The organism is Lentzea sp. CA-135723 (assembly GCF_050936595.1).
In the GTDB taxonomy this organism is placed as follows: domain Bacteria; phylum Actinomycetota; class Actinomycetes; order Mycobacteriales; family Pseudonocardiaceae; genus Lentzea.
This window is the reverse complement of the sequence record NZ_JBNJMK010000001.1, coordinates 2,470,733-2,490,319: the sequence shown is the minus strand read 5'-3', so window position 1 is coordinate 2,490,319 and position 19,587 is coordinate 2,470,733. Positions and strand designations below refer to the sequence as shown.

Sequence of the window (19,587 nt, the reverse complement as noted above, 5' to 3'; positions counted from 1 at the left end):
GGAAACGCACCATGTTCAAGCGGATGCTCAGCGCGTTCGGCGTCGGCGGCCCGTCTGTCGACACCGTCCTGGACTCGCCGCACGCCACGCCCGGTCAGGTCGTCACCGGGCAGGTGCGCATCCAGGGCGGCAGCGCGGACGCCGAGATCGGCCAGGTCGTGCTGTCGCTCGTCACCCGCGTCGAGGTCGAGCACGGCGACCACGAGTACGGCGGCGTGTCCGAGTTCCTGCGGGTCGTCGTGGCGCAGGGCGTGCGGGTCGCCGCGGGTCAGCCCGTGTCGATCCCGTTCCAGCTGCCGATCCCGTGGGAGACCCCGATCACGGCGGTCGGCGGCGGCCAGCTGCCCGGCATGACCGTGGGCGTGCGGACCGAGCTCGTGATCGCGGGCGCGCCGGACAAGGGTGACCTCGACCCGGTCCTGGTGCACCCGCTGCCGTCGCAGGACGCGGTGCTCACCGCGTTCGGGCAGCTCGGCTTCCAGTTCCGCAGCGCGGACGTCGAGGCGGGCCGGTTGCACGGCGTGCCACAGGAGCTGGGGTTCTACCAGGAGATCGAGTTCTTCCCGCCCGGCCAGTTCGCCGGCGCGGTCAGCCAGGTGGAGCTCACGTTCGTGGCTTCGCCGCACGAGCTGTACGTGATCCTCGAGGCCGACAAGCGCGGCGGCATGTTCTCGTCCGGCGGTGACTCGTTCGGTCACTTCCGCGCCTCCCACCAGGAAGCGCAGGGCACCGACTGGGCGTCCGCGATCAACGGCTGGCTCGCGCAGGTCGCGCAGCGCGGTCACGCGAACCCGGCGTTCGGCGGGCACAACCCGGCGTTCGGCGGCCAGCCCGGTTACGGCCAGCCCGGCTACGGCCAGCACGGTTACGACCAGCACGGCCACCACGGGCACCACGGCGGCCACCACCGCAGCGGTCCCGGCATGGGCACGGTCATCGCGGCCGGTGCCGCCGGTGTCGTCGGCGGCATGGTCGTCGGCGAGATGATGGACGACATGTTCGAGGACGACGGCGGCGGCGACTTCGAGGGCGAGTAAGCGGTTCCGAGCCCACGACCTGAAAGGACCCGTTGATGGAGTGGATGACGAGCCCGGAGCTGTGGGTCGCGTTCGCGACGCTGCTGCTGCTCGAAATCGTTCTGGGCATCGACAACGTCATCTTCATCTCGATCCTGGCCGGGCGCCTGCCGGAGGAGCAGCGGCGCCGGGCCCAGGTCGTGGGCCTCTCGCTGGCCCTCGTCACGCGCCTGATCCTGCTCGCGTCGCTGGCGTGGGTGATCGGGCTGACCGCGCCGTTGTTCACGGTGTGGGGCCAGGAGATCTCCGGGCGTGACCTGATCCTGTTGCTGGGCGGGCTCTTCCTGCTCGGCAAGGCCACGTTCGAGATCCACGAACAGCTCGAGGGCGCGGATCACGCCAAGGAGCGCAAGGTCGTCTCGTTCGCCGCGGTGATCGCGCAGATCCTGGTGCTGGACGTCGTCTTCTCGCTCGACTCGGTGATCACCGCCGTCGGCATGGTCGACGAGCTGAGCATCATGGTCGCGGCCGTCGTCGTCGCGATGGTCGTGATGCTGTTCTCCGCCAAGGCGATCTCGGAGTTCGTGAACCGCCACCCGACGGTCAAGATGCTCGCGCTGTCGTTCCTGCTGCTGATCGGTGGCAGCCTGATCGCCGAGGGCTTCGACCAGCACATCCCGAAGGGGTACGTGTACGGGCCGATCGCGTTCTCGGTGTTCGTCGAGTTCCTGAACCTGCGCATGCGCGCCCGGCGCACCGCCAAGCCGGTCGAGCTGCACGGCACGTACGTCAAGAACGAGGTCAAGAGCGCCGACTGAGTTTGCGTTCCGCCCACCGGGGTAGCCACGCTCTGCGTCAAGCAGTCGGCGTTGCTACCCCGGTTTTGTGGACGGAGGGCGACGTGAAAGCGCTGGACTACGCACTGAGGGTCACGCGGGAGCTCGGGTTGAGCGGCGAGTCCTCGTGCGTCGAGAACCTCAAGCCGTTGCGGGTGTACGTCGCGGTGGACGGCACCGTGCCCGGCCACCCCGGTGACGTCGCCCTGCTGTGGACCGAGGGCCGCGGGTGGGCGATCGCCGTCGAGGACGGCGCCGACCTGACGGTCGTGGCGCGTCTCGCCGGCGCCGTCGAACCTCCACCGCGCACGGTCGCGCGCTGGGTGCGCGGTCAGCTGACAGCACAAAGGCCGGCCCACGACGTGGACCGGCCTCTGCGAGCGGGTTAGCCGACCGAGACCGGCTCCTTCTTGTTCTTCGTCTCCAGCTCGTCGAGCGCCGTGCCCTCGACGTCGAGCTCCGGCAGCCAGCGCAGGAACTTCGGCAGCCACCAGGCCCGCTCACCGAGCAGGGCGAGCGCGGCGGGCACCAGCACCATGCGGACCACGAACGCGTCCACGAAGATGCCGACGGCCAGGGCGAACGCGATCGACTTCACGGTCGGCTCGCCGGCGGGGACGAAGCCGGCGAACACCGAGAACATGATCAGCGCCGCGGCCACGACGACCGGTGCCGCCTGGCGGAAGCCCGTGGTGATGGCCTCGATCGGCTTGGCGCCGCGGTGGTGCGCCTCGTGCATCCGGGACACCAGGAAGATCTGGTAGTCCATGGCGAGGCCGAACAGGATGCCGATCACCAGGATCGGCGTGAGGCTGATCAACGGGCCGGTGCCGTCGAGGTTGACCGCGGACGCGAGCCAGCCCCACTGGAACACCGCGACCGTGGCGCCGAGCGACGCGCCGATCGTCAGCAGGAAGCCGAGGACGCCGACCAGCGGCACCAGCAGCGAGCGGAACACCAGGACCAGCAGCACGAGCGCGAGGCCGACGACGACCGCGAGGTAGATCGGCAGGGCGTCGTCGAGCGACGTGGCCACGTCGACGCTGACGGCGGTGGCGCCGGTGACGTACGCCTTGCCGTTCTCCACACCGGACAGTTCGGCGCGCAGGTCGGCGACGAGCTTCTCCGTCTCCACGGTGTCCGGGCCGGACTTCGGGATCACGGTCACCAGAGCGGACTTGCCGTCCTGGCTCGGCTGGGCGGGTGTCACCAGGGCGACGTCGGACAGCTTCGCGATCGGCTCGGACGCCTTGGTGGCCGTCGCGGCGGCGCCGTCGCCCTCGAACAGGACGATGATCGGGCCGTTGAAGCCGTCGCCGAAGCCCTTCGCGAGGATCTGGTCGGCACGTTCCTGGGTGGAGCCGGCCGGCGGCCGCTGGATCAGCGTGGTGTCCATGGACGCCACCGGGATCGCGACGATGCCGAGCGCCACGACCGAGAGCAGCAGCGCGACGACGCGGTTGCGGGTGATCGCACCGGCCCAGCCGCGGATGACGCCGCGGTCCTTGGGCTCGACCGGGTTCTCGGCGGTGGCGGAGCGCTCCTTGCGGGTCAGCACGCGGCGGCCGAGCAGGCTCAGCACCGCGGGCACCAGCGTGATCGCGATCAGCACCGCGACGACGATCGTGGCGGCGGCCGAGACGCCCATCTGCGTGAGGAACGGAATGCCCGCGATCGCGAGGCCCACCAGCGCGATGACGACGGTCAGACCGGCGGTGACGACGGCAGACCCGGCGGTGCCCACGGCGGTCGCGACGGCGTGGCCGACGTCGGAGCCGCGGCGGAGTTCCTGGCGGTAGCGGTTGATGATGAACAACGCGTAGTCGATGCCGACCGCGAGACCCAGCATCGACGCGAGGATCGGCGTGGTCGACTGCAGGTCCATGAACCCGGTCGCGATGGTGATGCCGAGCGTGCCGATGCCGACGCCGATGCCGGCGCTCAGCAGGTTCATGCCGGCGGTCACGAGCGAGCCGTAGGTCAGCGCGAGCACGACCAGCGCGAGCACGACACCGATGGCCTCGGTCGGGCCGCCGACGTGCGGCGTCTCCTGCATCGCGGTGCCGCTGACCTCGACGGTCAGCCCGGCCGCGCGGGCCTTGTCGACGGCCCTGGTCAGCTCGGCGCGCTGCTCGTCGGTGACCTCACCGGGCTTCACGTCGTAGGTGACGGTGCTGTAGCCGACGTTGACGTCCCTGTTGACGCTCGGCGCGGCCGGGTCCAGCGGGTTCGTCGCGGACGTGACGCCCTTCAGCGCCGCCTCGTCGGCCACCAGGTCGGTGATCGCCTTGACGTGCTGCGGCAGCTTCTGGCCGTCCGGGGCCTGCACGACGACCTTCGCCGTCGCCGTCTCACCCGAGCCGAACGTCTCCTGGATGCGCTCCAGGGCGGTCGTGGACTCCTGGCCGGGGATCGACATCGAGTTGGACGTCTCACCGCCGAGCGTGAACGCGCCGACGCCGGAGCCGATCAGCACGAGCAGCCAGATCAGGACGACCGGAAGGCGGCGCCGGTGGGTGCCCATTCCCAGTTTGTAGAGCAGTTTCGCCATGATGGTCAGGCCTCCTGGTGCCCGAGTGCGTCGTAACAGGTAGCGAGGATCAAGGGGCGCCACGTCGTCTTGTCACCCTCCTGGTTGGCCAGAAGGGTGAGCACGGCCATGGCACTCAGCGCGCCGACGATCCGGATCGCGCGCGGCAGTTCGTTGGCGGGGTCGATGACGAACATCTCGTTGAGGAGCAGCTCGTCCTGCGCCTGCTGCGGGTCCTCGCCCGGCGCCGTCATCGTCCGGAACAGCAGGGCGACCATGCCCGGCCGGTCGAGCGCGTAGTCGGCCAGCAGCTCCAATGCGCGGCGGTCCCTCTGCGGTCCCGCAGGCATGTCTTTGACCAGGTCCAGGACGTGCCGGGTGAGGATGCGGCTCTGCTCCCACGCGGCTTCGAAGAGAGCGTCCTTGCTCGGGAAGTGGTGCAGCAGGCCCGCCTTGGACAGGCCGACGGCATCCGCGAGGGACTTCAACGAGGTCTGCTCGAAGCCGTGCCGCGCGAAGAGCGCGGCGGCGGCGTCGAGGATCTTCTCGTCGACCCCGGTCCTGGGCTGTCGTGGCATGCGCTCGACTTTACGGCGTTCACCAACCGATTCGGTAGGTTTACCGACCGAAATGGTCGGTGGCCTTCGTCACCATAATGGGTGAGTGATCGAGTTCCGCCCCGTGGTCGAGGTGACCGGCAGTCACATCGAGCTGTCCGGGCAGATGTCGCGCTCGTCGTTCGACGCCGCGCTCGCGGCCATCGACGAGTACAACCGTGCCGAGGACGCCCCGCAGCCGTACGCCGGGTTGCTGGAGCAGGAGTGCCTGATCATGGCGGGCGGGCTGCGCGTGCGGGACGCCTCGACGGGTGTCCAGGTGGAGCCCGGCTGCTGCGCCGGGCTGGAGGACTGGCGTCAGTGGCTGGTGCTCGTGGACGGCGAGCGGCCGTGGCTCGGTCACAGCCCCGATCCCGGCCTGGAGTTCCGCGACGGCGTGGTGCGGTTGTGGCAGGACGCCGAACTCGCGGACGGGCCCGCCTGCGAGATTCCGGTCGCGGACGTCCGCGGACACCTGGAGGGTGTTCGGCGCGACCTCCTGGGGTTCCTGGACCTCGTGCGGCGTTGGGCGCCGGACGGTCTCGCCGACCGGTTCGACGCCGAGTTCCGGATCAGCGCGCCTCTGTGAAGAATGGGGCGATGTTCGTCTTCGACGCGGAGCTGTGGATCTGGGACGCTCGCCCCACCGAGACCTGGACGTTCGTGACGCTGCCAGAGGACGTCTCCGACCAGATCCGCGACGTCGCCGCGCCCGGCCCCGGCTTCGGCGCGGTCAAGGTCCGCGCCGGGCTCGGGGCGAGCACGTGGTCGACGTCGGTGTTCCCGGACAAGCAGTCGGGCTGTTACGTGCTGCCCGTCAAAGCCGCCGTGCGCAAGAAGAACGACGTCGGCCCCGGCGACACCGTCGAGGTGACGGTCGAGCTTCTCTAGGCGTTCCAGTCGATGTCGGCGTAGATGGCGGCGTGGTCGCTCGCCGCGTGCACCTCGTCGGTCATGGTTTCGTAGACGTCCCAACGGTTCTTGGTCCGCGGACCGCGCCACACGCCCTTGCGGAACACGCCGCCGCCGGTGGCCTTGGCGAAGAGCTCCGGGGTGAGCAGGACGTAGTCGATCTTGCCCTTCTCGTTGACGCCGCGGTACGTGCCGAGGCGGTGGTTCCAGTCGAAGTTCGGGTGTTCGCTGATGTCGCGCAGGCCGGTGCGCTGGAACAACGGCCGCAGGCACTCGCTGTCCGCGGTGTCGTTCAGGTCGCCGACGACGGCGATGTACTCGTGGCCCTCGTCGCGCAGCCGGTTGACGATGCGGGCGATCCGGACGGCCTGGCGGAACCGGCGGCGGGCACCGAGCGGGTCGCCGGGGGAGCCGTAGCCCTTGGACTTCAGGTGGTTCACGAGCACGACGACCTCGGGGCCGGCGGGCGTGCGGACGTGGTATTCGGCGCAGTCGCGGGAGAAGATGACGCCCGACGTGTCCCGCGCGTACACGTGCGTTCGGATGGTGATGACCTGATGTTCTTCTCTCGTCAGCAATCCGACGTTGATGCCGCGTTCGTCGTTGCCGTCGATCAGGTGCACTTCCTCGTACGGGGTCCAGCCGACGTGCTTGAGCATGCTGCTGGAGAACATGTGCAGCAGTTCGCGCGACTCGGCCTCGACGACGCCGAGGACGTCCGCGCGGACGTCGCGCATCACCTGCGCGGTGTGGCGGGTGGCGAGCTCGCTGATGGGTTCGGTGGTGAGCTCCACCCAGCCGACCCAGGACTCGCGTCCGCTTGCCACGACTGAGGTTTCGCCGGTGCGGTGGCGCGCGAGGAACCGGCCCCGGATGCGCCGCAGGATCGCGTACTTGCTCCGGTCACCCCTGAGCAACTCCAGTGTCGCCAGGTGTTCCTTGAGCTCTTCCTTGACTTCCGGCGTGTAGGTCTCGGCGGCGATGAGTTCGTTGAAACGGGCGTGGGCGGCCAGGATCGGAGCCGCGTGCTTGGTCGCGTTGCGGCCCATCACTTTGGGGCGCTCGAACATGTTCTCCACGTTGAACGACCCGATTCGCGTGGTGCTCACGACTTCAGGGTCGCATGTGGAGGAACGGGTTCGCCCTGGTCCGCTCGGGTGATCTTTCGCTGCGCCGATGGTGGAGACCACCACCCCGCTCAGACGCGGCTGAGCTGCCGCCCGCTCTCGATCAGCTCGTCGGTGAACGTGTCGAGCGCGCGGGCGAAGTCGCGCTGGTCCGGTTCGTGCCAGTCCTCCAGCTGGTCGATCAGCCAGCGCCGCCACGCCCGCACGAGCTGCTCGAACACCTCGGCACCCCGGTCGGTGAACCGGTAGCCGTCGTCGGTGAACGCGAGCAGCCCGCTGCGCACGAGTGCTTGCGCCGTCGGTTCGAAGATGCCGCCGGGCACCTTCGTCATCTCGGCGATCTCGTCGAGCGTCGCCACGCCGTCGTCCGTCGACGCCTTGTACACGCGTCCCAGCAGCCACGCCTGTTCCAGCGGCAGGTCCACCCCGGACCGCCGCAGCACCGCGGGCCCCGGATCCTCGCCGGAGCGCGCGACGACGTTCGACACCAGCTTGCGCAGCTCGTCGTAGGAGTTCGACGGCGGCGCCGCGAAGCTCTCGCCGACACCGCTGTTGCCGGCGGCGGCCGCCCTGGACGTGTCGCGCAGCTGCACCTGCGGCAGGAAGAACGCCACCAGCAACGCCACCAGCCCGATCGGCGCGGCGATGAGGAACATCATCTGCACCGTCTCGGCGTACCCGGCGACGATCGGCGCCCTGATCGCGTCCGGCAGCGCGTGCACGGCGGCGGGGCTCGCGATGGCGCGCGGGTCGACCCCCTGCGGCACCACGAGGTGCTTCGGCAGCTGGTTGGCGTAGATCGTGCCGAAGATCGCGACGCCGAACGAGCTGCCCATCGTCCGCAGGAAGCTGATGCCGGACGTGGCCACGCCGAGGTCGCTGTAGTTCGTGGTGCTCTGCACGACGATCACCGGCACCTGCATCACCAGGCCGATGCCCGCGCCGAGCACGACCATGAACGCGCCCATCTCCCAGTAGCTCGTCCCGGCGTCCAAAAGGGACAGCAGGAACAGCCCGGCGGTGAGCACGACGGACCCGATGATCGGGAACAGCCGGTACTGCCCGGTCCGGCTGATCGTGTTGCCCGTCAGCAACGCCGTGGTCATCAGCCCGGCGATCAACGGCAGCATCCACAACCCGGACGCCGTCGCCGACTCCCCGCGCACGTACTGCAGGTAGATCGGCAGGTACGTGATGCCGCCGAGCATCGCGAACCCGACCACGAAGCTCAGGATCCCGGACACCGTGAACACCCGGCTGCGGAACAGCCGCATCGGCAGCATCGGCTCGGCGGCCCGCTGCTCCACCAGCACGAACGCCACCAGCAGCACCACCGAACCGGCGGCCATCCACAGGATCGTCGGCGAGGTCCACGCGTATTCGGTGCCGCCCCAGCTGGTGACGAGAGTCAGCCCGGTGGCCGCCAGCGCGATCAGCGCGATGCCGGCGTAGTCGATCTTCGGCTTTCCGTCGGTCCTGATCGTCGGCAGGGCGGACAGCGCCACCAGCACGACCGCGATGCCCAGTGGGATGTTCACGTAGAACGCCCACCGCCAGCTCAGGTGGTCGACGAACAGCCCGCCCAGCAACGGCCCGGCCACGGTCGCGATGCCGAACACCGCGCCGGCGAACCCCTGGAACTTCCCCCGCTCCTTCAGCGGCACGACGTCCGCGATGATCGCCGTGGACGTCACCATCAACCCGCCGGCCCCGAGCCCCTGCACGGCCCGGAACGCGATGAGCGTCCCCATCGACTCCGACCACCCTGCGAAGAACGACCCCACCAGGAACAGCACCACGCTGATGACGAAGGTGTTCTTCCGCCCGTACAGGTCGCCGAACTTGCCGATCAGCACCGTCATGATCGTCTCGGCGAGCAGGTACGACGTCACCACCCACGACAGGTGCGCGCCGCCACCGAGGTCGGCCACCATGGTGGGCAACGCGGTGGACACGATGGTCTGGTCGAGAGCGGCCAGCAACATGGCGAGCAGCACGGCCGCAACGACCAGGTTCCGCCTGCGGGTGTCGATCATCTCGGGCACGCTGGCGATGATCGCGCAGGTCGGCCGACCTCGCAGGGCAGCTCTCCCGATCGTGTGCCGCGCGTCGTGTGCCGCGCGTTGTGCACTGCACTTCGTATGCCGTGCGCTCTCGGACCCGCGACAGGTCGTTGACCCCGCAAACGGACTAGGGTCGGGGCAGATCCCCAGGAGGAGGCTGTCTTGATCTTCATCACCGCCAAGTTCCGCGTCCTGCCCGACCACGCCGAGCAGTGGCCCGACATCAGCCGCGGCTTCACCGAGGCCACCCGCGCCGAACCCGGCTGCCTCTGGTTCGACTGGTCCCGCAGCCTGGACGACCCGACCGAGTACGTCCTGGTGGAGGCGTTCCGGGATGGTGACGCGGGCGGCGCCCACGTCAACTCGGACCACTTCAAGGCCGCCCAGCAGGAGCTTCCGCGGTACCTGGCGGAGACCCCGCGCATCGTCAGCCAGAACGTGGACCAGGACGACTGGTCCGAGCTCGGCGAGCTGAGGGTTGCGCCACGCGGGTGAGCCTTGCCCGCATCGTTTGGTGCAGGCGGTTCCTCCGCCAGAGGATGGCGCGATGGACGCCTTCGTGGAGTTGTCCGCCGAGCTGACCGGGTTCTCGGCGGAGGAGCTGAGGTCGACCGGACTGGTCGAGCAGTACCGCGCGCTGGCCGAGGGCGCGCCCGACGAGGAGATCATCCAGCTCTGGTACACCGGGGTCTGGCGCGGGGTGATCCCGGGCGAGCGCGCCTACGCCGAGGGCCTGGCCTGGAAGGCCGTGGGCGTGGCCCCGCCGGGTACGACCCCACCGGGCTTCGGCAGCTGGGAGCAGAGACCCAGAACGGCGGCCAGGTGAGGGCCGTGGTCGTCGGCGCCGGGTTCGCCGGCTCCCTCGTCGCCAAAGTGCTGGGGGACAACGGTTTCTCGGTGCTGGTCCTGGAGGCGGGCACCGAGGTGAACGCCGACGCGGTCACCAGGTTCCGCACCGCCACGGCGAAGACCCCGCTGCGGCCGTACCGCACCACCGCGGCCGCGCCGTCGAGCGACTACCTGATCAACACCGGGCCGTGCGACTACCCGAGCCCGTACCTGCGGATCAACGGCGGCACCGGCACGGCCTGGACCGGCATCACGCCCCGCATGCTGCCGGAGGACTTCCACACCGCGGACCTGGGCCGCGGCCGCGGCTGGCCGATCACCTACGCCGAGCTGGAACCGCACTACCGCGCGGCCGAGTGGGAGATCGGGATCGCGGCCGACGCCGACGAACAACGCCAGCACCTCCCTCTACCGGACGACTACCGCTACCCGATGCACGCGTTGCCGCGCACGTTCCTCGACCACGCCGTGGCGTCCGTTGTGGACGGTCGGGAGGTCGACGGCCGCGCACTGCGCGTCACCGGCACACCCCAGGCCAGGAACGGCATCCCGACCGCGGGGTACGTCCCGCAGGGCCACCGGTGCGCCGGCTTCGCGAGCTGCGTGCCGATCTGCCCGGAGAACGCCAAGTACACGCCGCACCGCACCCAGAGCCGGTGGCCGTCCACCGTCGAGCTGCGCACCCGCTGCGTCGTGAACCGGGTGCACGCGGACGAGTTCGGGCGCATCACCAAGGTCAGCTACCAGCGCTACGAGGACGACACGTCGCCGCGGCACACCGAGCACGAGGTGGCGGCCGACGTGGTGGTCCTGGCCGCGCACGCGATCGAGAACGCCAAGCTGCTGCTCATGTCCGGCCTCGCCAACAGCAGCGACCAGGTGGGCCGCAACCTCATGGACCACCCCGTGCTGCTCACCTGGGCGTTGATGCCGCACGCGATAGGCCCGTTCCGCGGCCCCGGCTCCACCACGGGCATCGAGGCGTTCCGCGACGGCCCGGAACGCACGCGGCGAGCGCCGTTCCGGATCGAGATCGGCAACTGGGGCTGGGGCTGGTCGGCGGGCAGCCCGGACTCCGACACGGCCGAGTTCGTGGCGGCGGGCCTGCGGGGCAAGGCACTCCGGCAGGCGGTGGCGGACCGAGTAGGCCGCCAGTTCACGCTGCAGTTCGAGATCGAGCAGGAGGCCGACCCGCACAACCGCGTGACGCTGGCCTCCTCGAAGGACGCGCTGGGCAACCCGCGCCCGTCCGTCCACTACGGACTGTCGGACTACGTCAAAGACGGCCTCCTGGCCGCAAAACGCGCCTCGGACGGCATCTTCGAACTGCTGAAGGCCGACGACCACACGTCCTACAAGCCCGACGACGAACGCTACTTCGAGCACAACGGCGAACCGCTGAGGTACTGGGGCGCGGGCCACAGCGGCGGCACGCACGTCATGGGCACCTCGCCGCACAACTCCGTCGTCGACCAGTGGCAACGCTGCTGGGACCACCCGAACCTGTACGCGGTGGGGTGCGGCAGCATGCCGTCACTCGGCACGTCCAATCCGTCGATCACGATGGCCGCACTCGCCCTGCGCACCGCGGAGCACCTGACGGGCCGGGCTGGGCCCGCCGTCTGACCTTTTGTACGGCGGGTCGCGCAGCCGGTCCGGCAGGTGCGGCGGAGGCACGGGCCTTCACTGGCTGGGGGTTCGAGCACAGGCTGGAGGAGGTGGTGTTCGAGGTGCTGGGCATGGCGCGGCAGCGTGTGCTGGTCGCGGGGTTCGCGAGCGCCGAGTGGGTGCTGCTGTTCGTGAACGCTGTCCGGCTGGGGTCGGGCTGCTGCGCGGGGGATGTGGGCCTGCGCTGTGCGCGCTGAACGAGACGGTGTGCGCCCGCCGCGCCTCTGTCTGGCGTTTCTTGGTCGGCCGGCGTTCCTTGATCGCGAGTTATCCACAGGTTTGCATCGCGCTGACCTGGCGATACTCGGTTTTGGGTAGCCTGTGGACAGAGCGGGAACCAAAACCGGGGTCCGCGCGTTGCGTCAGGAGGAATCGCGCGGGGGAGCGGTGGGCACGCGTGACGAGTGGCAGCGCCACGTCGAGCGGTCCCCACCGTATGTACTAGGTGATCGGGCGGCCCACCGTGAACGCACGGCCCGAGAGCGAGCCGGGGCGCGGGTCGGCGGGCAGCGGTGGACTCCACCGACCTGCTCTTCACACCATCTGCGCTGCACGACCTGCTCTTCGCGGGCCTGCCGAGCAGCCTCGGCCGGAGCACGACGAGCCGAGAAAATCTCACCTGGCCATCATGGCGAGAATGTCGAAAGCTCCGTGACGTCGATCGACGCAGGGGTGGCAGCGGGTGCTGCCAGTCGACAACGAGGAGAGATCATGCGGTTCATGCTCATGCACCGGGTCCAGCAGGACGACCCGGCATCGTGGCAGCCGACGCCCGAGCTCATCGAGCGGATGAACGCGTTCGTGGAGAAGTTGACCGCGGACGGCGTGATGCTCGGCGCCGAAGGCGTGCAGCAGACCGGCGCCGTGGTGCGCAGGCGTGGCGCGGCGATCAGGTCGATCGACGGGCCGTTCGCCGAGGCCAAGGAGGTGGTCGGCGGGTTCCTGCTGATCTCCGCCGCGGACCTGGGGGCTGCCACGGCGGTGGCCGAGGAGTACATCACGTGCTTCGTCGGCGTTGAGGAGATGTCGGTGGAGGTTCGGCAGGTGGCCGAGTTCGAGGACATCGAGCCGTTCCTGAACAACTGACAGGCCCGAGCGGCGTCCGAGAACGGCTGACGGGCCCGAGCCGCTGGCGGGAACAGCTGACGGGCCCGAGCGACTGGCGGGAACGGCTGACGGGCCCGAGCGCCTAGCGGGAACGGCTGACAGGACCGAGCGGCTGGCGGGAACGACCGACGGGCCCGAGCCGCTGGCAGGCCGGGCGGTTCAGCAGGTCGCCGAGCAGCGCGCGTTCGCCCGGCGTGAGGTCTCCGAGGACTTCGGCGACCGCACGCAGGGCGAGCGCGGCGCGGACTTCTGCCCGGCGGCGCCGCGTACGGCACCGGCGCGAATGGCGGCCGCGCGTACTGCGGCGCCGCGTACGGCACCGGCGCGTATGGCGGCGGCGCGTACGGCGGCGCCGGTTTCTAGCCCGCGGACCCGCCTGCGGCGAGTCAGCCCGCGGACCCGCCTGCGGCTAGCTTCATCAGGTCCGAGTCGAGGTCGATCGACAGTTCGGTGCCGCCCGCGCTGCCGTACTCGTGCTGGTAGGCGCCCCACGACTCGTCGCGGACGGTCTTCTCGAAGCCCGAGGTCATGAGTGCCACCAGTTCCAGGGCCGCGCGGTCGATGCGCTTGTTCAGGCCCTTGTCCTGCCAGTCCTCGGTTGCGGCGAACAGCGACGTCGGCACGACCACGGTCCGCAGGTAGGCGAACAGGCCGCGCATCTGGTCGTCCACGACCAGTGCGTGCCGGGCGGTGCCGGCGGTCGCGGCCAGCACTACGGGCTTGGCGATCAGCAGGTCGTTGTCGAGGATCTGGAAGAACGACGTGAACAGGCCGCTCGCGCCCGCCTTGTAGACGGGGGTGCTGGCGACGATGGCGTCCGCGTGCTGGAGGGTGGCGATCGCCTTCTGCAGGCGCGGGCCGATGTGGTTGGACACCAGCGCGTTCGCGATCTCGGAGGCGAGTTCGCGCAGTTCTACGACGGACGTGCCCACGGTCTGCGACCGCTTGCCGGCCAGTGTGGTGACCCTGCCGGCCACGCGGTCGGCCAGCAGGCGGGTGGACGACGGGTCGCTGGTGCCGGCGGACACCACCACCAGCTGGAAGTTCTGGCCCATTACTCCTCGCTCTGGCTGAGCTTGCCGGTGATCGCGGCGAGCTGGTCTAGTTCTGCTGGGGAGAGCACGCCCAGGGCGCGGGTGACGCTGCGGGCGTGCGGGAGGCCTATGCGGCGCTGGGTCTCCCGGCCCGCCGGGGTGAGCGACAGGCGCACACCCCTGCGGTCGCCGAGGTCGGGGCACCGTTCGACGTAGCCCCGTTCGACGAGGCGTTCCACCATGCGGGACAACGCGGGCTGGCTCAGCAGCACGTGGCGGTTCAGCTCGCTCATCCTGAGTGGACCGTCGCATTTGGACAGCTGGTACAGCACGTCGTACTCCCGCATGGTCAGGTCGCCCCAGATGTCCTCCGCGTTGAACTGCTTCATCAACACGGAGTACGCCTTCATCAGGGACTCCCAGGCCTCGTTGGCACGCGTCATTCCGAGTCCTGGTACGGCGAGCCGCCCGTGACGTTGTCGCCGCGGTTGGCGTTCGGCTTCGGCTGGCGGGCCGGGCCGTCGCCGTACTTGTCCTTCAGGCGCTTGGCGTGCGTCGGCGGCTTCGCGGTCTCGGGGTCCTGGCGCGCCTCGATCTCCTTGCGCAGCACCGGAACCACCTCCTCGCCGAGCAGGTCGAGCTGGTTCAGCACGGTCTTGAGCGGCAGGCCGGCGTGGTCCATCAGGAACATCTGGCGCTGGTAGTCGCCGAAGTGCTCGCGGAACGTCAGCGTCTTGTCGATGACCTCCTGCGGGCTGCCGACCGACAGCGGCGTCTGCTCCATGAAGTCCTCCATCCGCGGCCCGTGACCGTAGACGGGGGCCTCGTTGAAGTACGGGCGGAACTCGTTCAGCGCGTCCTGCGAGCGCTTCGCGATGTACGCCTGGCCGCCGAGACCGACGATGGCCTGCTTCTCCGTGCCGTGGCCGTAGTGCGCGTACCGCTGGCGGTAGAACTTGATCAGCCGCATGTAGTGCTCTTTCGGCCAGAAGATGTTGTTCGCGAAGAACCCGTCGCCGTAGAAGGCGGCCTGCTCCGCGATCTCCGGCGTGCGGATCGAGCCGTGCCACACGAACGGCGGCAGGTCGTCCAACGGCCGCGGCGTGCTGGTGAAGCCCTGCAACGGCGTGCGGAACTTGCCCTCCCAGTCCACGACGTCCTCGCGCCACAACCGGTGCAGCAGGTTGTAGTTCTCCAGCGCGAGCGGCAGGCTCTGCCGGATGTCCGCGCCGAACCACGGGTAGACCGGCGCGGTGTTGCCGCGGCCCAGCATCAGGTCCATGCGGCCCTTCGCCAGGTGCTGGAGCATCGCGTACTCCTCGGCGATGCGCACCGGGTCGTTCGTGGTGATCAACGTCGTCGCGGTGCTGACGGTGAGCTTCTTCGTCTTCGCCGCGATGTGGCTGAGCAGCGTGGTCGGCGAGGACGAGAAGAACGGCGGGTTGTGGTGCTCGCCGATCGCGAACACGTCGAGCCCGACCTCCTCGGCCTTCTCGGCGATCTGCACGATCGCGTCGATCCGCTCGGCCTCGCTGGGGGTCTCGCCGCTCACCGGGTCCCTGGTGATGTCGCTCACCGAGAAGATTCCGAACTGCACGGCACCCGCCTCCTTCTGTAATCGGTCACTCTCTGGTGACTAATGCGTCTGCATCTACTGTAACGCAGGGGTGCCCCGTTCATTCCCACTACCCTGATCACATGTCGCTGGGCGTGGGGGACGCCGGCTTCGGCTACGGCGGAGTCCCCGTTTTCGCAGGTCTGTCGTTCGTCGCCGGCCCCGGCGAGGCGGTGGCCGTGGTGGGACGCAACGGCTCCGGCAAGTCGACGCTGCTCCGCTGCCTGGTCGGGGCCGAGGTGCTGGACACCGGGTCGGTGCTGTTCGACGGCGCCGTCGCGGACGAGTCGTCGGCCGCGTTCCGCGCCGCGGTCGCCTCGCTGCTGGACGACGCCGACTACTTCCCGGACGTGTCCGTGGTGGAGCACCTGCGGTTGCTGGCGTGGCTGCACGGGTCGCCGGTGGACGTCGGGGGCGTGGTGGACGAGCTGGGGTTGTCGGCCGTGGCGGACCAGCTGCCGCCGACCCTGTCCTCCGGGCAACGGCACCGGCTCGGGCTGGCCTCCTGCCTCGTGCGGCCGCGGTCGGTGCTCGTGCTCGACGAACCCGAGCAACGGCTCGACGCCGCCGGCCGGGCGTGGCTGCGCGACCGGCTGCTGGCCGAGAAGGCCGCCGGGGTGGCCGTGGTGTTCGCGTCGCACGACGCTGCGCTGGTGGAGGCGGTGGCGTGCCGGACCGTCACGCTGTGAGCGCGTACGCCGTCGCCCGCCGGTTGGCCGTGCCGGTGCCGTGGAGGTTCCGGGTGGCTCGGCTGTACGCGCGGCTGGTCAACTTCTCGATCGTCGGCGCCGTCGGGTACGGACTGGTGTCCGCCGGGCTGACGAAGACGCCTCAGGCGGGGAGCGCGTGGACGGCGCTCTGGTTGTCGGTGGTGGGCGCTACCGTGCTGATGAAGGTGGCATTGGCGTTCGGGCCGGTGTTCGTGGGCGCGGACCGGCTGTTCTGGGTGCTGAGCGCGCCGGTGCCGCGGGGCGGGTTGCTGCGGCCCCGGCTCGTGGTGTTGTTGCTGGGTGGTGCGGCGGTCGGTGCGGTGTGGCCCGCCGTGGTGTTCGGCGTGGTGGGGGCGGTGGTGCCGCCGTTGGTGGCGGTGGCGCTCGGGGCCGCTGCCGGGCTGGCGGTGGTGGCCGGGGCCGTGGTGCTGCAACGGGCCGGGGTGGCGCCGCAGAGGTGGTTGAGCGGGCTGGTGGCACTGGCGGTGGTGGCGCTGCTGGTGCCTCCCGGCCGGGTTGGCGTGCCCGCCGGATGGCCTGGGCCGGACCGCATCGGCTCGGCGGGGTCCGGGGCGGGTGGCGTGCCCGGCTCGGGTGGGTGGCCCGTGGGCTCGTGGGCGGTGGCGCTCGGGCTGGCGGTGGTCGCGGTCGCGATGGTGGGGCGGCTTCGGCGGTCCGACCTGGCGGCCGGTGCCGCGCTCGCCGGGGTCGCGCGGGTGTCGGTGAGCTGGTTCGACCTCGCCCTGCTCGGAGCAGTCCTCGCCGAACGCCGGGCCCGTGCCCTCGGACGCGTGAGATCGTCGCGCCTCGCGCCGCGGGCAGGTGCCCGGTCGTGGGTTGTCGCCCTCGCCTGGACCGACGTGCTCCGCCTTCGCCGCGCCCCCAACGCGGCCCTGGTCTGGGCGGCGCTCCTGCCCGCCCCGGCACTGGTGGCCCTCGGCGGCGAGCAGGCCGCCGTTCCCGCCGTCCAACTGGGTGCCGCGTTCCTCGCCACCGACCGGCTCGCCGCGGGGCTCAAGGCCGTGTGCCGGTCGCCCGCGCTGCGCCGCGCGCTCGGGTTGCCCGATCGGCTGCTTCGGTTGGCGCACCTGGTGGTTCCGTCGGCAGGTGCGGTCCTGTGGTGTGCGGTGACCACGGCGTTCACGCCGCACGTTTCGGTGCTGAACGGGGTGATCTCGGCGGTGGGAGCGGTGGCTGTCGTATATCGGATCGCTACCCGGCCACCGGTGGACTACGGTGCGGCGATCGTCGACTTCGGACTGTTCGGGCCTACGCCCCTCGGCCTCATCGTGCAGTTGAGCCGGGGGCCCGCGTTGCTGGCGGCGCTCGCGGTGGTGCAGGTGGTCGTCTAGGAGGGGGAGAGCATGTACGCGGGGGAGTTCGAGCTGCACCTGACCGGGTCCGAGTGGCAGGCCGGCGAACTGGCGGCGTTCGCGCGGGAGCGGCAGGTCAAGTTCACCCACATCGAACTGGACGGCGGGAACACGCCTTCGCAGCCGATGCTGACGATCGGCGGCGAGGGCACGATCGACGAGGTGCGCGCGGTCGCCGAGCAGTGGCGGGCCAGGCTGGTCGAGGCCGACCTGTTCGTGGTGCGGGTCAAGATCGAGGCGGCGCCGTGGAACGAGGGCGTCCCGCAGACCGACGACGAGGCCGACCCGACGCTGTACTTCGAGCACCACGTGAAGCTGCGGCTGGCAAATGACTGGCATTTCGCCCTCTACGAGGCATTGAGGGCGCACGAGGCCAAACCCTCCCGCAACGCGCGGCGGACGTCGGAGGACGGCACCGAGGAGCGGTTCGTCACGCAACGGTGCTTCGGCGTCGGGCGGGCCACGGCCAGGCACCGGCTGGAGGCGCTGCTCCACGACCTCGAGGCGTTCGAGGTGCTGGAGGTCGAGGAGGGGTACGTCGTCGACGACGACGCGCTGCACATCGACGACGGCTGGATCCACGGTCACGTGGACTGGAGCACGAGCGAGCGCCTGCGGCAGGCACCCGCCGGGGTCAGGGGGTTTCCGGCCACCTACCGGCCGCTGAAGCTGGTGCCCCGGCACGACATCCGGCAGCGCGCGGTGTTCGACCCGGCGTTGAGGCAGCACTACCACGCGTTCCGGGGCGGCGAACCGCGGTTCGGCGACCCGCAGGAGGGCGCGCGGTGGCTGGCGAAGCGGCGCGAGACGATGGTGCGGACGCTCCACGCGATCGGGCAGAGCGTGTGGGCCGAGCACCTGGTGTTGCGCGGCAGCACGGTGCTGCGCGAGTGGTTCGGCGACGCCGCCCGTGAACCCGGTGACATCGACTTCGTGGTGACCCCGAAGGACCTCGCGTTCGAGAGCCCGCAGGCCGCGGAGCTCGTCGCGGGCCTGCGCGAGCTGGTCGGACCGTCCGAAGTGGAGCCGATCTGGACCTACGAGCGGGTGCCCGGCCTGCGGATCGTGTTCGGGTTCGAGGTCGAGGGACTCCCGGACGGCGCGATCCAGATCGACCTCGTGTTCAACGAGGACCTGCCGATCGCGCCGCAGCCGCTGGAGATCGCCGGCACGACACTGCTCGCCGCCGGCCGGGAGCTCTCCCTCGCGTGGAAGATCCAATGGCTCGTGTCCGACCGCTACCCGCAGGCCAAGGACCTGTACGACGCGGCGTTGCTCGCCGAGGCCACGACGGTGCGGACGGACGTCGTCACCCGCCTCCTCGACACGGCCCCCGCTGAACCGATGCCCGGCTTCGACCGCGGCTGGGTCGAGCAGCTGCACTCCGTCCAGTGGGACAACGCGCCGTCCGAGGTGCCGGTCACGAAGGCGGACGAAAGCCGTCTCCTGCAACGAGTCGTGGACGCGCTCGTCTAGAGCAGGGAGACGACTCGCGCGGCGGTGGCCGTGGTGGACTGCGGGTTCTGGCCCGTCACGAGCCCGCCGTCCACGACCACGGTGCTCGACCACGGCTCGCCGGACGAGATCCGCGCGCCGAGCGAGGTCAGCCGGCCGGCGACCGAGTAGGGGACCGCCAGGCCTCCCTGGCGTTCCTCCTCGTCGGAGAACACCGCCATCTCCTTGCCGGCGAAGACGAACGTGCCGTCGGCGCGGACCGCGCTCAGCAGGCCCGCCGGCCCGTGGCACAGCGCCGCGACCAGCTTGCCGTCGTCGTGGAACTCCGCGAGCAACGCGCCCAGCGCGGCATCGGACGCCAGGTCCGCCATCGGGCCGTGGCCGCCCGGCAGGTAGATCGCGTCGAAATCGGCAGACCGGACATCGGCCAGCACGGCGGGCGCGCGCAGATCCTCAAGGGAGGCAACGGCTTCGTCGAACGTGCCGTCGAGACTCGCCTTGTCGACCGTCGGCACGACACCGCCCGGCGTCGCGACGGTGACGGAGACGCCGGCCTCGCGCAGCACGCGGACGGACTCCACGACCTCCTCGGCCCAGAACCCGGTGGGGTGGCTCGTGCCGTCCGCCAACGTCAGCGAGTCGGCGGCGGACACGACCACGAGCAGCTTCTTCATGTCACCCAGGACATCACAGATC

General features: G+C 70.3%; 21 protein-coding genes. 13 read left to right on the top strand and 8 right to left on the bottom strand.

Features of this window, described 5'->3' with window-relative positions; all coding sequences use genetic code 11:
- Positions 1-11: 11 nt before the first annotated feature.
- From ACQEU1_RS10350 to ACQEU1_RS10340, 3 genes are all read left to right on the top strand, one after another.
- The gene (locus ACQEU1_RS10350) at positions 12-1,037 is read left to right on the top strand and encodes a sporulation protein (RefSeq protein ID WP_433198739.1); all 1,026 of its coding nucleotides are present in this window, start codon (positions 12-14) and stop codon (positions 1,035-1,037) included.
- Positions 1,038-1,072: 35 nt separating this feature from the next.
- Positions 1,073-1,834, top strand: a complete 762-nt coding sequence (locus ACQEU1_RS10345; protein WP_433198737.1) for a TerC family protein — start codon at positions 1,073-1,075, stop codon at positions 1,832-1,834.
- An 83-nt stretch (positions 1,835-1,917) separates the two neighbouring features.
- Complete coding sequence (locus ACQEU1_RS10340; protein ID WP_433198735.1) at positions 1,918-2,241, top strand: DUF6292 family protein; 324 nt, start codon at positions 1,918-1,920, stop codon at positions 2,239-2,241.
- Here the strand turns inward: ACQEU1_RS10340 and ACQEU1_RS10335 are convergent.
- Both ACQEU1_RS10335 and ACQEU1_RS10330 read right to left on the bottom strand, forming a co-directional pair.
- Positions 2,238-4,403, bottom strand: a complete 2,166-nt coding sequence (locus tag ACQEU1_RS10335; protein WP_433198733.1) for an MMPL family transporter — start codon at positions 4,401-4,403, stop codon at positions 2,238-2,240. The genes ACQEU1_RS10340 and ACQEU1_RS10335 overlap by 4 nt on opposite strands.
- Before the next feature lie 5 nt (positions 4,404-4,408).
- Complete coding sequence (locus tag ACQEU1_RS10330) at positions 4,409-4,960, bottom strand: TetR/AcrR family transcriptional regulator (RefSeq protein ID WP_433198731.1); 552 nt, start codon at positions 4,958-4,960, stop codon at positions 4,409-4,411.
- Between the two features lie 85 nt (positions 4,961-5,045).
- On the opposite strand from ACQEU1_RS10330, the gene ACQEU1_RS10325 reads away from it, so the two are divergent.
- Entirely contained in the window at positions 5,046-5,567 is a 522-nt protein-coding gene (locus ACQEU1_RS10325; RefSeq protein WP_433198729.1) for a hypothetical protein, read from the top strand.
- Between the two features lie 11 nt (positions 5,568-5,578).
- Positions 5,579-5,869: a DUF1905 domain-containing protein gene (locus ACQEU1_RS10320; RefSeq protein ID WP_433198727.1), complete on the top strand. Its 291-nt coding sequence runs from the start codon at positions 5,579-5,581 to the stop codon at positions 5,867-5,869.
- Here ACQEU1_RS10320 and ACQEU1_RS10315 read toward each other — a convergent pair.
- Entirely contained in the window at positions 5,866-6,999 is a 1,134-nt protein-coding gene (locus ACQEU1_RS10315) for an endonuclease/exonuclease/phosphatase family protein (protein ID WP_433198725.1), read from the bottom strand. The two genes, ACQEU1_RS10320 and ACQEU1_RS10315, sit on opposite strands and share 4 nt — an antisense overlap.
- A gap of 89 nt (positions 7,000-7,088) precedes the next feature.
- Positions 7,089-9,053 (bottom strand): DHA2 family efflux MFS transporter permease subunit, encoded by a 1,965-nt coding sequence (locus tag ACQEU1_RS10310; protein ID WP_433211419.1) that lies wholly within the window; start codon positions 9,051-9,053, stop codon positions 7,089-7,091.
- A gap of 189 nt (positions 9,054-9,242) precedes the next feature.
- Here ACQEU1_RS10310 and ACQEU1_RS10305 point away from each other — a divergent pair, with 189 nt between their 5' ends.
- The 5 genes from ACQEU1_RS10305 (at position 9,243) to ACQEU1_RS10285 (ending at position 12,683) form a co-directional block, all read left to right on the top strand.
- Positions 9,243-9,575 carry a putative quinol monooxygenase gene (locus ACQEU1_RS10305; RefSeq protein ID WP_433198723.1) on the top strand — a complete coding sequence of 111 codons (333 nt, stop codon included), beginning with the start codon at positions 9,243-9,245 and terminating at the stop codon, positions 9,573-9,575.
- Positions 9,576-9,627: 52 nt separating this feature from the next.
- On the top strand, positions 9,628-9,906 hold the full coding sequence (locus ACQEU1_RS10300) for a hypothetical protein (RefSeq protein ID WP_433198721.1): 279 nt from the start codon (positions 9,628-9,630) through the stop codon (positions 9,904-9,906).
- Between the two features lie 5 nt (positions 9,907-9,911).
- Positions 9,912-11,555: a GMC oxidoreductase gene (locus tag ACQEU1_RS10295; RefSeq protein WP_433198719.1), complete on the top strand. Its 1,644-nt coding sequence runs from the start codon at positions 9,912-9,914 to the stop codon at positions 11,553-11,555.
- Positions 11,556-11,668: 113 nt separating this feature from the next.
- The gene (locus ACQEU1_RS10290; protein WP_433198717.1) at positions 11,669-11,794 is read left to right on the top strand and encodes a hypothetical protein; all 126 of its coding nucleotides are present in this window, start codon (positions 11,669-11,671) and stop codon (positions 11,792-11,794) included.
- 514 nt (positions 11,795-12,308) lie between these two features.
- On the top strand, positions 12,309-12,683 hold the full coding sequence (locus ACQEU1_RS10285) for a YciI family protein (protein WP_433198715.1): 375 nt from the start codon (positions 12,309-12,311) through the stop codon (positions 12,681-12,683).
- A gap of 407 nt (positions 12,684-13,090) precedes the next feature.
- Here the strand turns inward: ACQEU1_RS10285 and ACQEU1_RS10280 are convergent, their stop codons facing one another.
- From ACQEU1_RS10280 to ACQEU1_RS10270, 3 genes are read right to left on the bottom strand one after another with little or no spacing between them, the layout of a single operon-like run.
- Positions 13,091-13,759, bottom strand: coding sequence for a CE1759 family FMN reductase (locus ACQEU1_RS10280; protein ID WP_433198713.1), 669 nt, complete (start codon positions 13,757-13,759; stop codon positions 13,091-13,093).
- Positions 13,759-14,181 carry a MarR family winged helix-turn-helix transcriptional regulator gene (locus tag ACQEU1_RS10275; RefSeq protein ID WP_433198711.1) on the bottom strand — a complete coding sequence of 141 codons (423 nt, stop codon included), beginning with the start codon at positions 14,179-14,181 and terminating at the stop codon, positions 13,759-13,761. Before ACQEU1_RS10275 ends, ACQEU1_RS10280 begins: the two co-directional genes overlap by 1 nt.
- On the bottom strand, positions 14,178-15,335 hold the full coding sequence (locus ACQEU1_RS10270) for an LLM class flavin-dependent oxidoreductase (RefSeq protein WP_433198709.1): 1,158 nt from the start codon (positions 15,333-15,335) through the stop codon (positions 14,178-14,180). Before ACQEU1_RS10270 ends, ACQEU1_RS10275 begins: the two co-directional genes overlap by 4 nt.
- A gap of 101 nt (positions 15,336-15,436) precedes the next feature.
- Here ACQEU1_RS10270 and ACQEU1_RS10265 point away from each other — a divergent pair, with 101 nt between their 5' ends.
- Genes ACQEU1_RS10265 through ACQEU1_RS10255 form a run of 3 tightly spaced genes read left to right on the top strand, consistent with a single transcriptional unit; the run spans position 15,437 to position 18,912 of the window.
- Positions 15,437-16,042, top strand: a complete 606-nt coding sequence (locus ACQEU1_RS10265; protein ID WP_433198707.1) for an ABC transporter ATP-binding protein — start codon at positions 15,437-15,439, stop codon at positions 16,040-16,042.
- On the top strand, positions 16,039-17,415 hold the full coding sequence (locus ACQEU1_RS10260; RefSeq protein WP_433198705.1) for a DUF6297 family protein: 1,377 nt from the start codon (positions 16,039-16,041) through the stop codon (positions 17,413-17,415). The genes ACQEU1_RS10265 and ACQEU1_RS10260 overlap by 4 nt, the downstream gene beginning before the upstream one ends.
- A gap of 12 nt (positions 17,416-17,427) precedes the next feature.
- Positions 17,428-18,912: a nucleotidyl transferase AbiEii/AbiGii toxin family protein gene (locus tag ACQEU1_RS10255; protein WP_433198703.1), complete on the top strand. Its 1,485-nt coding sequence runs from the start codon at positions 17,428-17,430 to the stop codon at positions 18,910-18,912.
- On the opposite strand, the gene ACQEU1_RS10250 is transcribed toward ACQEU1_RS10255, so the two are convergent.
- Complete coding sequence (locus tag ACQEU1_RS10250; protein ID WP_433198701.1) at positions 18,909-19,565, bottom strand: type 1 glutamine amidotransferase domain-containing protein; 657 nt, start codon at positions 19,563-19,565, stop codon at positions 18,909-18,911. The two genes, ACQEU1_RS10255 and ACQEU1_RS10250, sit on opposite strands and share 4 nt — an antisense overlap.
- Positions 19,566-19,587: the final 22 nt, after the last annotated feature.